Annotated in this window: 11 protein-coding genes; 10 read left to right on the forward strand and 1 reads right to left on the reverse strand. The window is 66.1% G+C overall.

Going from position 1 to position 11,915, the window contains the following annotated elements; all coding sequences use genetic code 11:
- Nucleotides 1-68 precede the first annotated feature (68 nt).
- The 6 genes from ACQR1H_RS15515 (at nt 69) to ACQR1H_RS15540 (ending at nt 6,529) form a co-directional block, all read left to right on the forward strand.
- Nucleotides 69-944: a branched-chain amino acid ABC transporter permease gene (locus ACQR1H_RS15515; protein WP_434907793.1), complete on the forward strand. Its 876-nt coding sequence runs from the start codon at nt 69-71 to the stop codon at nt 942-944.
- Nucleotides 941-2,608, forward strand: coding sequence for a branched-chain amino acid ABC transporter ATP-binding protein/permease (locus ACQR1H_RS15520; protein WP_434907794.1), 1,668 nt, complete (start codon nt 941-943; stop codon nt 2,606-2,608). The genes ACQR1H_RS15515 and ACQR1H_RS15520 overlap by 4 nt, the downstream gene beginning before the upstream one ends.
- The gene (locus ACQR1H_RS15525) at nt 2,601-3,359 is read left to right on the forward strand and encodes an ABC transporter ATP-binding protein (RefSeq protein WP_316216154.1); all 759 of its coding nucleotides are present in this window, start codon (nt 2,601-2,603) and stop codon (nt 3,357-3,359) included. The genes ACQR1H_RS15520 and ACQR1H_RS15525 overlap by 8 nt, the downstream gene beginning before the upstream one ends.
- Nucleotides 3,356-4,807, forward strand: coding sequence for an aldehyde dehydrogenase (locus ACQR1H_RS15530; protein ID WP_434907795.1), 1,452 nt, complete (start codon nt 3,356-3,358; stop codon nt 4,805-4,807). The genes ACQR1H_RS15525 and ACQR1H_RS15530 overlap by 4 nt, the downstream gene beginning before the upstream one ends.
- A 346-nt stretch (nt 4,808-5,153) precedes the next feature.
- On the forward strand, nt 5,154-6,284 hold the full coding sequence (locus ACQR1H_RS15535) for a PepSY-associated TM helix domain-containing protein (protein ID WP_434885723.1): 1,131 nt from the start codon (nt 5,154-5,156) through the stop codon (nt 6,282-6,284).
- Complete coding sequence (locus ACQR1H_RS15540) at nt 6,281-6,529, forward strand: hypothetical protein (protein ID WP_434838919.1); 249 nt, start codon at nt 6,281-6,283, stop codon at nt 6,527-6,529. Before ACQR1H_RS15535 ends, ACQR1H_RS15540 begins: the two co-directional genes overlap by 4 nt.
- Nucleotides 6,530-6,596: 67 nt before the next feature.
- On the opposite strand, the gene ACQR1H_RS15545 is transcribed toward ACQR1H_RS15540, so the two are convergent.
- On the reverse strand, nt 6,597-6,941 hold the full coding sequence (locus tag ACQR1H_RS15545) for a hypothetical protein (RefSeq protein WP_316180539.1): 345 nt from the start codon (nt 6,939-6,941) through the stop codon (nt 6,597-6,599).
- A gap of 252 nt (nt 6,942-7,193) precedes the next feature.
- Here ACQR1H_RS15545 and ACQR1H_RS15550 point away from each other — a divergent pair, with 252 nt between their 5' ends.
- The 4 genes from ACQR1H_RS15550 (at nt 7,194) to ACQR1H_RS15565 (ending at nt 11,872) form a co-directional block, all read left to right on the forward strand.
- Complete coding sequence (locus ACQR1H_RS15550; RefSeq protein ID WP_434907796.1) at nt 7,194-9,488, forward strand: TonB-dependent receptor; 2,295 nt, start codon at nt 7,194-7,196, stop codon at nt 9,486-9,488.
- A gap of 355 nt (nt 9,489-9,843) precedes the next feature.
- The gene (locus ACQR1H_RS15555; RefSeq protein WP_316237917.1) at nt 9,844-10,074 is read left to right on the forward strand and encodes an MbtH family protein; all 231 of its coding nucleotides are present in this window, start codon (nt 9,844-9,846) and stop codon (nt 10,072-10,074) included.
- Nucleotides 10,075-10,094: 20 nt separating this feature from the next.
- Nucleotides 10,095-10,823, forward strand: coding sequence for a thioesterase II family protein (locus tag ACQR1H_RS15560; RefSeq protein ID WP_434907797.1), 729 nt, complete (start codon nt 10,095-10,097; stop codon nt 10,821-10,823).
- Nucleotides 10,824-10,945: 122 nt separating this feature from the next.
- Entirely contained in the window at nt 10,946-11,872 is a 927-nt protein-coding gene (locus tag ACQR1H_RS15565; protein WP_316180544.1) for a TauD/TfdA family dioxygenase, read from the forward strand.
- Nucleotides 11,873-11,915 lie beyond the last annotated feature (43 nt).

Genomic DNA, 11,915 nt, shown 5'->3' on the forward strand with positions numbered 1-11,915 from the left:
CAGGTCGTGAGCTTGCGGACGCGCGTCAATGCGCGCGTCCGCGGGCCTCGCGCAAGAGGCACCATCCCATGCTGCTGTTCGACATCCTGCTGCCCGGTCTGGTGCTGGGGGGCATGTATGCCCTGATCGCGCTCGGCCTGACGCTGCAATATGGCGTGGCGCGCATCATGAACCTGTCCTATGGCGAGTCGCTGGTCGCGGCCGCGTTCGGCACGCTGTCGCTCTATTCCGGCCTGCAACTGAGTCCGCTGCTGGCGCTGCTGCTGGCGATGCCCGCCGCGGGACTGCTGAACTGGCTGCTCTACAGGCTGTTGCTGCAGCGCCTGATCCGCCGCGGCAAGGACGCCGGTGCCCAGGAGGTCGACAGCATCCTCGTCACCTTCGGCGTGCTGTTCGTGATCCAGGGCATCATGCTGGTCGCTTTTGGCGGGCAGTATTACAGCTACAGCTATCTCTCCATTCCCGTGACGGTGCTCGGCTCGACGCTCGCGGTGAACCGGCTGGTGGCGCTCGGTTTCGCCGCGCTGATCGGCACCGGCGTCTATCTCGCGCTGACGCGGACGAGGATCGGTACGGCCGTGCGTGCCATCGCGGTCGATGCCAATGCCGCGCGGCTCGTCGGCATCGATGTCGCTTGGCTCGCAGGACTGGCGTTTGCGTTCGGTGGTGGACTGGTCGCCGCCGGCGGGGTGCTCGTCAGCATGTTCCTCACCTTCAACGCCTCGATGGGCGTCGTCTTCACGATGAAGGCGCTGGTGGTCGTGATCATGGGGGGCGTCGGCAATGTCATGGGCGCGCTGGCCGCAGGGCTGCTGCTCGGCGTCGTCGAGACCGCGGTGGCGCGGCTGGTCGATCCCGGGCTGACCTTGGCCGCGACGTTTGCGATGTTTCTCGCCGTGCTGCTGATCCGGCCGACCGGACTGTTCGGAAAGGCGGCGTCGTGATCAGCCCTGGCAAGATTCTCGCCTGGTGCATCGGGCTCGTCGGCGTTGCCGCAGCGGTCACGCTGCCGCTCTATGCCAACGGCTACTATCTCGCGCTCGGCATCAGCATTCTCTATTTCACCGTGCTGGCAACCGCCTGGGCCATGTTTTCCGGACCGACCCGCTACGTCTCGCTGGCGACGGCTGCGTTCTTCGGCATCGGCGCCTATACGGCGGCGGCGACGGGCGAGACGCTGAGCTGGCCGCTGCAACTGATGACCGCTGCGGGTGTCGGCGCCGTCGTCGCGGCCATCACCGGCCTGTCGACGCTGCGGCTGTCCGGCATCTACTTCATCATCTTCTCGTTCGGCCTGGCCGAGCTGATCCGCCAGCTCGTGATCTGGTACGAGGTCAACATCCACAAATCGGTCGGCCGCTATTTGTTCAGCGACATCACCCAGGAGATGCTGTACTGGCAGCTCTGCGCGCTGACGGCGCTGGTCTTCCTCACGGGCTTTCTGCTGACGCGCTCGCGCTATGGCCTCGCGCTGCGCGCGATCGGCGCCGACGAGACCGCCGCGCGCCATTCCGGCATCGATGCGACGGCGGTGAAGCTCGGGGTCTTCATCCTCAGCGCGATGTTCATGTCGGTGACCGGCGCGATCATGGCGCCGCGCTGGACCTATATCGATCCGGCGATCGCCTTCAATCCGATGATCTCGTTCCAGGTCGTGATCATGGCGCTGCTCGGCGGCGCCGGCTCGCTGATCGGCCCGGTGCTCGGCGTCATCCCGCTGGTGCTGCTGTTCGAGGTGCTGACAGCCGCGCTGCCGAACCATTTCAGCATCGTGCTCGGCCTCATCTTCATCGGCATCGTGATGGCGCTCCCGAAGGGCGTGATCGGGGTGGTCGATCGGGTCTGGCGGCGCGAGCCCAAGGTCGCCGGCGCCAAGCCGGAGCAGGGCGGAACGCTGCTCATCGCCGAGACCGTCGGCAAATCCTTCGGCGGCCTGCGCGCCGTCGACAAGGTCAGTCTCGACGTCCGCGCCGGCGAGATCCTCGGCGTCATCGGTCCCAACGGCTCCGGCAAGACGACGCTGCTCAACATGCTCTCTGGCGCGCTGGTGCCGTCGGACGGCACCATCCGCTTCGACGGCACCGTCATCAACGGCATGGCCGCCCACCGGATCGCGCGGCTCGGGCTTGCCCGCACCTTCCAGTTGGTGCGGGTGATGCCAGACCTGACGGTCGCCGAGAATGTCGCGGCGTCGGCGTTGTTCCGCACGCGCCAGACCGGTGCGGCCGCGGAATCGATCCATGAGCTGCTCGCCCTGGTCGGCCTCGATGGCATGGCGGAGATGCTGGCGGGCGATCTCACTTACATCGACCAGAAGCGGCTGGAGCTCGCCCGCGCGCTGGCGTTGCATCCGCGTGTTGTGCTGCTCGACGAATGGCTGGCCGGGCTCAATCCGACCGAGCTGGAGACCGGCATCGGGCTGATCGCCTCGCTGCGCGACCGCGGCATCACCATCGTGATGGTCGAGCATGTGATGGATGCGATCCGCGCGCTGTGCGACCGCTGCGTGGTCATGAGCGCGGGCAACGTGATCGCGCGCGGCACGCCGGGCGAGGTGCTCGCCGATCCCACCGTGATCACGGCCTATCTCGGAGAGCCCGATGCTTGAGATCGCGCGGCTGTCGCATGCCTACGGCAAGCACCAGGCGCTCACCGACGTCGCGCTCGAGGTCGCGCGCGGCGAGATCGTCGCCATCCTCGGCGCCAATGGCGCCGGCAAGTCGACCCTGCTGAAGGCGATCGCGGGACTGATCCGGCCGTCGCCCGGGGCCGTGATCCGGCTCGGCGGGACGGACATCGCCTCGCTCGCGCCGCATCTGATCGTCGAGCGCGGCATCGCGCTGGTGCCGGAAGGCCGCGGCGTCTTCGGCGATCTCACCGTCGCCGAGAACCTCCAGCTCGGCGCCTATCCGGCGCGCGCCCGCGACGGCGAGGCCGCGCGGCTCGCGCACGTGCTGCAACTGTTTCCGCGCCTTACCGAGCGCATGAGCCAGGCCGTGAGGACCATGAGCGGCGGCGAGCAGCAGATGGTCGCGATCGGCCGCGCGCTGATGTCGCGGCCCGAGCTGCTGCTGCTCGACGAGCCGTCGCTCGGACTGTCGCCGCTCTTGAGCCGCGAGGTGTTCCGGGCGCTCAAGACGATCCGCGGCGACGGCGTCGGCATCCTGATGGTCGAGCAGAACGCGCGCGCCAGCCTGGACATCGCCGACCGCGTCTACCTGATCGAGCAGGGGCGCAATGCCGGCGAAGGCGCGGCGTCCGAGATGAAGAACAATCCCGACATCCAGCGCGCCTATCTCGGCCAGTCGCGCGCGCCGAAATCTCCAGCAACCTCCAGCGAATCCGGGAGTCTTCCATGAACGCGATCAATCTCCTGATTGGCGGCAAGGATCAGTCCGCCGCCAATCAGCGCACCTTCCAGCGCCTCAATCCGATCAGCGGCGAGATCGCAACCATCGTCGCGGCGGCGTCGATCGACGACGCGCTGCGCGCCGCCGATGCCGCCGCGGCGGCGTTTCCGGCGTGGTCCCGGCTCGGCCCTGGCGAACGCCGCAAGCGGCTCAATGCGGCAGCCGATGCGCTGGCGCGCAATGCACCGGAGTTCGTCGCGCTGATGATGGCCGAGACCGGCGCCACCGCGGGCTGGGCCGGCTTCAACGTGCATCTCGCCGAGGGCATGCTGCGCGAGGCCGCGGCGATGACGACGCAGATCGCGGGCGAGGTGATTCCGACCGACGTGCCCGACAACATCGCGCTGGCGCATCGCCAGCCGGTCGGCGTCGTGCTCGGCATCGCGCCGTGGAATGCGCCGGTCATCCTCGGTGTCCGCTCGGTGGCGATGCCGCTCGCTTGCGGCAACACCGTGGTGCTGAAGGCCTCGGAGATGAGCCCGGGCGTGCATCGGCTGATCGGCGCGTGCCTGGCCGAAGGCGGTCTCGGCGACGGCGTCGTCAACGTCGTGACCAACGCGCCCGAGGATGCGCAGGCCGTGGTCGAGGCGCTGATCGCCCATCCCGCGATCCGCCGTGTCAACTTCACCGGCTCGACCCGCGTCGGCCGTCTCATCGCCATGGCCTGTGCCAGGCAATTGAAGCGCGCGCTGCTCGAGCTCGGCGGCAAGGCGCCGCTCGTCATTCTCGACGACGCCGATCTCGACGCCGCGGTGAATGCCGCCGCGTTCGGCGCCTTCATGAACCAGGGCCAGATCTGCATGTCGACCGAGCGCATCGTGGTCGACGACAAGGTGGCGGATGCATTCGTCGCGAAGTTCGCCGCCAAGGCCAACAGCCTGCCTTACGGAGATCCGCGCAAGGGCGATGTGGTGCTGGGCTCGCTGGTCAGCGCCGCCGCCTGCGACCGTGTCGGCGGCCTGATCGAGGACGCGGTGGCCAAGGGCGCGGTGCTGGCGGCCGGCGGCCGCGGCAGCGGCACGATCATGCCCGCGACCATCGTCGATCATGTCACGCCGCCGATGCGCATCTATGGCGAGGAGAGTTTTGGTCCCGTCGTCACCGTCGTGCGCGTCAGCGGCGTCGACGAGGCCGTGCGCGTCGCCAACGACACCGAATATGGCCTGTCGTCGGCGGTGTTCGGCCGCGACATCGCTCGCGCGATCGCTGTCGCCAAGCGGATCGAATCCGGCATCTGCCACGTCAACGCGCCGACGGTGCATGACGAGCCGCAGATGCCGTTCGGTGGCGTCAAGGCCTCCGGCTATGGCCGCTTCGGCGGCAAGGCCGCGATCGACGAGTTCACCGAGCTGCGCTGGATCACGGTGCAGACCGGCGAGCGGCACTACCCATTCTGAGGCGGGAACTCATCTGTGGCCCGGCTCTGGCGCATCGTTGGATGCAGCCGGAGCCGGTTGCATTCCGCGCGGCCATGCGCGGAAACGATTCGAACTGTGTCCGAGACATCGGCAGCAGCGACGTCGGCGCGCGACGTCGCGGCGGTGAGACGCGCCCCCGCTGGGCATCGATGGTGCGAGGTACGATCGAAATTCACGTTGCAGCTCCGCTGGTTGCGGCAGACAGGCGCGCTACTTTAAAGAAATTCCAACGGCTTTAGATCGATTCAGTTTGCTGCCGCCCTTCTCTTGCCGGACGTTCGGCTCAACACGTGCAACGTCGATGACGAAGGGTGGGTTCGAGCGCATGCGGCTGTGGGTTCAGGTTCATACGTGGACGTCGCTGATCAGCATGATCTTCCTGCTGATGCTGTGCCTGACCGGGCTTCCGCTGATCTTCCATGAGGAAATCGATCATCTGTTCGAGGACGAGATCGCCGCGCCGGTGATGCCGGCCGACACGCCGCTGCTGCCGCTCGACCGCCTGATCGCGGCGGCCAAGCAGCAGTTGCCGCAGCAGCATGCGCTGTTCGTGAGCCTGAAGCAGGCGGAGCCGCTGATCGTGGTCGCGATGTCGCCGACCGCCATTCCGGTGCCCGGGCAGTTTCATCGGCTCACCGTTGATGCGCGCACCGGCGTCGTGCTCGGCGAGGAGGCGCCGCATCAGGACGTCATGGACGTGATCCTGCGCATCCACCGCGACATGTTCACCGGCCTGCCGGGCGAGCTCTTTCTCGGACTGATGGGACTGGTGTTCGCGGCGTCCATCGTCTCGGGCGTCGTCGTCTACTGGCCCTTCATGCGGCGCCTGCAGTTCGGCACGGTGCGGGATCGCTCGGCGCGGCTGAAATGGCTCGACCTGCACAATCTGCTCGGCATCGTCACGGTGAGCTGGGCGCTCGCGGTCGGTCTGACCGGCACCATCAACACGCTGGCGGTGCCGCTGTTCGACCTCTGGCGCGCAAAGACCATGCCGGCGCTGCTCGCGCCCTATCAGGGCAAGCCGCTGGCGGAAGCAAAGTCGATCGAGGCCGCCGTCGGCGCCGTCCGCACCGCATTCCCGGACCGGCTGGTGACGTCCATCACCCTGCCGACGACGACGCGGTTCGGCAGCCCGCAGCACCTGATGATCTGGACCAAGGGCCGCACGCCGTTCACCGCGCGCATGTTCAAGCCGGTCCTGGTCGACGCCCAGGACAGCAGCAAGATGGTCGTGCCCGAGCTCGCCTGGTACCTCACCGCGTTGCAGGTATCGCGGCCGCTGCACTTCGGTGACTACGGCGGCTTGCCGCTGAAGATCATCTGGGCCGCTCTCGACGTGATCACGATCATCGTGCTGTGCAGTGGACTCTATCTGTGGGCCGCCAAGCGCTGGGGCTTCCGCAGGAAGGCGTCAGGTGTCGTGGCATCGGCCGCGCCGGCAGTGGTGTCGACATGAGCTCCTCCGCTGCCTCGGCGACGCCGTCCTCCCGCGTCGCGCAACTCTCGACCTGGCAGGTGTTTCGTGCGCCGCTGCTGATCGGCCTCGTCGCCGCGGCCGGGCTCGCCTTCGGACTGTTCGGCGACGGCCTGTGGGATGGCCTGTGCTGGCTCGGGCTGTCGATTCCGATCCTGTTGTCGCTCGCCTACGGCACGAGACGGAGCCGCGGCGCGAAGGCCGGAACGCAGGATGGGCCGCTCTGAGCGCTGACGTCCGCCGCCGGTCGGCGGAAGACGCCCCGCATCATTGACCTCGATCCGGGCCGCGGGACTACGCGCTCGGCCGGCCAACGATCCCACGCATCTCTTCTCTTACGCGTCTTCTCTCGCGCGCCGCGTCATCGCGATGGCCGCACGCTGCGTCGGCGGCGCGTGATCGGTCTCGCGCAGTGAGCGCCGCCGCGAGCGGCGTCTCTCCGCCCCGGAAACAAACAGATACAACGGTCACGATGCTCTCTCCGATCTGCGCGCGGCGCGGCGGAGATGCGGCGCATTTGAACGCAAAGATTGATTCAAAAGTGGCAATGTGATTAGTTATCATCGTACGATTGATCGAAATGATTTCGATGAGTTCGAGACGATTGGTGTCCTGAGTTGTATCAGCCGACACGATCACGTCGGCCTTCCGCGCGACATGCGCTTCTTTGGAAGGCTTCAAAGAAGCGGCGGGAAAAAAATCTCGTAGTAGCGGCAATCTGTTGAGCTGACCGATTCGGCGAGACTGTCGCTCGTTAGACGAGTTCTACGTCGCGCGACGCCATCCTCAAATACCTGTGTGTTAGGACCACCGACGAGCCGAGTTGGAACTTGGAATGATCGGGGTGTCAGGATGGTTTGTCGCATTTTGGATAAAGACGTTGGATTGACGATGTCGTTGGGACTTGTGAGCTCATTGGCGCTCACGCTGAATGTCGGAGGCGTTCAACCGGCCTTCGCGCAGACCAAGCTCCCCGACGTGACCGTCGACGCGCCGAAGCCGAAAGTCCGGCAGACCGCCTCGAGACCGCAGGCGACCGCGACGCGAACCGTTCAGCGGCGCCGCGTCGCGCCGCGCAACCTGCCGCCGACCGCCCCGGTGGCCTACGTGACGCCGTCGACGGGAACAGTCGGCGCGCCGCCGTCGCCCTATGCCGGCGGCCAGGTCGCCAGCGGCGGCGGCCTCGGACTCCTCGGCAATCGCGGCATCATGAACACGCCCTTCAACCAAACGAGCTTCACCTCGCAGCTCATCCAGAACCAGCAGGCCCGCACAATTCGCGACGTGCTGATCAATGATCCCTCGGTGCGGACGATCCAGGCGGCCGGCGGCGGCGCCGACAGCCTGTTCATCCGCGGCTTCTACTATGACAGCGGCGACTACGCCTTGAACGGCCTCGCCGGCATTGCGCCGTATTATTCGACGGGCGCCAATTTCATCGAGCGGGTCGAGCTGCTCAAGGGGCCGGCGGCTCTGCTCAACGGCATGACGGTCGGCGGCACCGGCGCCTCGAGCGGCGGTGCGGTCGGCGGCAGCGTCAATCTCATCACCAAGCACGCGCCCGACACCGACATCACGCAACTCACGGCGACCTTCGCGTCGCGATCGCAATTCGGCGAGGAGGTCGATGTCAGCCGCCGCTACGGCGAGCACAAGGAGTGGGGCGTCCGTCTCAACAGCAAGTATTCCAACGGCAATACGCCGTGGGACCGCCAGACCGACGAGTTCGGAAATGCTCACCTCGCGGTCGACTATCACGGCGAGAACGTCCGCATCGACGCCGATATCGGCTATCAGGCGGACAAGCTGAATCCGCCGCTGCGCTTCTTCACGGTCGGCCCGACCACGACCAGCATCGCGTCGCCGCCGCCGTCCGGCACCAACTTCCAGATGCCGTGGGCCTATTATGCGCCGACCGATTTCTTCTCGACGGTCAAGGGCGAGGTCGATCTCAGCGATCACATCACGGCCTACGCAGGGTTCGGCTATCACGACAGCAACATCAACTATCGCTATACGTCGCCGGTTCTCGGCAATAACGGCGTTCTCACCGGAACCCCGCTCACGGGGAGCGAGACCTATGAGACGTTGGCGGGCGAAGCCGGCCTTCGGCTGACCGCCGACACCGGGCCCGTCAACCACGCCATCAATGTCGGCTACTCCGTCACCGATCGCACCTATACCCAGCGTGTGGTCACGGGGACGCTGTCGGCGGCGACGCCTTGGAATCTCTATCGTGATCCCTCGAACATCGCGCTGCCGGGATTCTCGTCGACGCTGGCAGCCAATCAGATCGTCGGCGCGAATCTCTGGAGCGTCGGCGTCTCCGACACGATGTCCATTCTCGACAAGAGGATCCAACTGACCGTCGGTGCGCGCCGCCAGACCGCGGGGACCGAGATAACGAATTTCGTCGCGCCGGGGTCGAGCAGGCCGTTCGCGGACACCTCGGTTTGGACGCCGGCCTATGCGCTCGTCATCAAGCCGGTCCAGCAGGTCGCGCTCTACGCCAACTATATCGAGGGTTTGCAGACCCCGGCCGTCGTCACCGGCAATTTCAGCAATGTCGGCACGGTGTTCCCTCCGGGGCAGACCAAGCAGGTGGAGACCGGAATCAAGGTCGATTTCGGCCGCATCACGACGACGCTCAGCGCCTTCGACATCTCGCGCCCGAGCATCATCAGCGTCGCAACGGCAGGGGTGGCATTGCCCGCCCAGGTGCTCAACGGCTTGCAGCGAAATACCGGAGCTGAGTTCAACGTGTTCGGCGAGATCACGCCGGAGCTGCGCCTGCTCGGAGGCGCGGCCTACACCCACGGCGTGCAGGAGAAGACGCAAGGCGGCACGACGGACGGCAAGCGCGCCATCGGTGTGCCCGAACTGACGGTCAATCTCGGCGCCGAATGGGACACGCCGTTCGCACGCGACCTGACCCTGACGGGCCGGGTCGTCTACACGGCCGCGCAATATGTCAACGCAACCAATACGCTCTCGTTGCCAGATTGGACGCGAGTGGACCTGGGCGCGCGCTACAAGTTCACCTCGCCGTGGAACGGCAAGCCGATCATCGTTCGCGCCAGCGTCGAGAACGTGTTCGACAAGACCTATTGGGCGTCCGCCTATAGTGGCGTGATCACGCTGGGCGCGCCGCGCACCTACCTCGTTTCCACGACGTTCAACTTCTGAAGCGTCGACGTACATGAGGGCGACCAGGCCGCCGCACGGCAGATGTGCGGCGGCTTGGTTAGTTGGAGCGACGCGTAGAGTTGCATGTCCAAGCGACGGAGAGCGTGCGGTCCGTGGCGCGCATGCCAAGGCGGGCAAGCGAATGGAGCGTGATGCAACACCGAACTACACGGCAATTGCTGTAGAGCCGCCGGAATCACCGACTTGAAGCCGATGCATCCAGATGTTGAGTCGTCACCCGCGTGTCACCTTGGAGAGATTAAAAACTTCGATCGGCGGTATCCTTTTGACTGTCATTATCAACTGCATTACTCGTAGTTCATCAACGTCGCTTGTTAGTAGGGAGTAGCCGGTCATGATGGTCTTCGACAGGGACGACGTCACCTTCACCGTCGTCGTGAATCACGAAGAGCAATATTCGATCTGGCCGACATTCAAGGACATTCCGAACGGGTGGACGGCCAAAGGCGTCACCGGGAACAAGAAGGAATGTCTGGACCATATCGAACAGGTGTGGACCGACATGCGGCCGCTCTCGCTGCGGAAATTCATGCAGGAGAACACGCAGGCCTCTGCCGAATCCTGAAGCGAGGGAGGATGGCTGCCATGCGGCTGATCTGTTTGCCCCATGCCGGCGGCAGCGCCATGGTCTACGCGCGCTGGAGGAGAGGTCTTCCGTCCTGGATCGAGGTCCTGCCGCTGGAGCTTCCAGGACGCGGGGCGCGGATGGACGAGCCGCTGCAGACGGATGCGGCCGTGCTGGCCGATCAGCTCGCGTCCGAACTGATCGGGGCGCCGTTGGCGCAGCCCTACGCTCTGTTCGGGCACAGTCTTGGCGGCTTGCTCGCCTTCGAGCTCGCGCACCGGCTGCTCGCGCGCGGTGCGCCGGGGCCGCAGATGTTGCTCGTGTCCGGAACGGAAGCGCCGGCCGTGCGCGACGGCAGCCGCTGGCGCGAGCCGCTCGGCGACGACGCGTTGCGCGACGAGCTTCTCAGGCTGAACGGCACACCGCCGGAGGCGTTCGAAAGCATGGAGATCATGCGCAGCGCGCTGCCGATCCTGCGGGCCGACTTCGTGATGTGCGGGACCTACGTCTATCAGCGGCGCCAGCCGTTGCCCTGTCCGCTGCACGTGTTCGGCGGCGATCTCGACGAGACGCGCGCCGAGGCGCTGGAGGCGTGGCGGGCCGAGACCTCCGGCGCGTTCGGCCGAGACACGTTGCCGGGCGACCATTTCTTCATCCATAGCCGGCAGGCGGATCTGCTGAATCTCCTTGCCGCATTGCTGGCACGCGCGGCCCGGCCGGAGCTCGCCGTTGCTCGCGCGGGGCCTTGAGCGGCGTGCCGAAAGCGTGGCCCAGCTGGCGAGCCGGCTGGTGATGAGACTTCGATGCTGAAATCGACGGGAGACGGGGAGAGGTCATGTTCGCAATACAATCTAAAGTAGAACAAGAATCGTTGCCGTTCCTTCTGCGGGCCAGCCGCGAGCAGCAGCCGCTGATGGAGGCCGTCAGCGACGTCCGCGACATGATCGAGCGCCAGCTCTACGCCTGCGGCGGAATTCTCTTCCGTGGCTTCCATCTCGATGGCGCCGAGGCGTTCAGGAGCTTTGCCGCGAGCTTCGGCCATCCGCTGCTGTCCTACGAATTCGGCTCGACGCCGCGATCGAAGGTCAGCGCCGGCGTCTACACATCGACCGAATATCCGCCGCACCAGAGCATCCCGCTGCACAACGAGCAGGCCTATACGCGCGACTGGCCGATGAAGATCTGGTTCTATTGCGAGCAGGCGGCGCAGCAGGGTGGCGAAACGCCGGTCGCCGACAGCCGGCTCATTCACCGCGACATGCCTGCCGCGATCCGCAACCGTTTCGCCGAGCGCGGCGTCATGTATGTCCGCAACTATGGCAGCGGTCTCGACGTCGACTGGCGGCAGGTGTTCGGCACGGAGTCGAAGGCCGAAGTCGAGGCCTATTGTGCCGCGCATGCCATCGCCTGCGAATGGAAGGATGGCGACGAATTGCGGACACGGCAGGTCTGCCAGGGGACCGCGGTGCACCCCGTGACCGGGGACATGGTGTGGTTCAATCAGGCGCATCTGTTCCACGTCTCCAGCCTCGCGCCCGAGGTTCGGGAGAGTCTTCTCGACATCGTTGGCGATCCGCTCGAGCTGCCGCGCAATGCGTTCTACGGCGACGGCGCGCCGATCGAGGATGAGACGCTGGCCACGGTCCGCCGCGTGCTCGACCGGCACAAGATCGTCTTCCCGTGGCAGACCGGCGACGTCGTCATGCTCGACAACATGCTGACGGCGCACGCGCGCGAGCCGTTCAAGGGGCCGCGCAGGGTGATCGTCGCGATGGCGCAGGCCCATCGCGTGAACTGAATCCCGCGCAATCGACCACCAGCCGCGATCGGACCTTCGCAAG

Origin of the sequence: Bradyrhizobium sp. HKCCYLRH2015, assembly GCF_051168215.1 — a bacterium.
Lineage (GTDB): Bacteria > Pseudomonadota > Alphaproteobacteria > Rhizobiales > Xanthobacteraceae > Bradyrhizobium.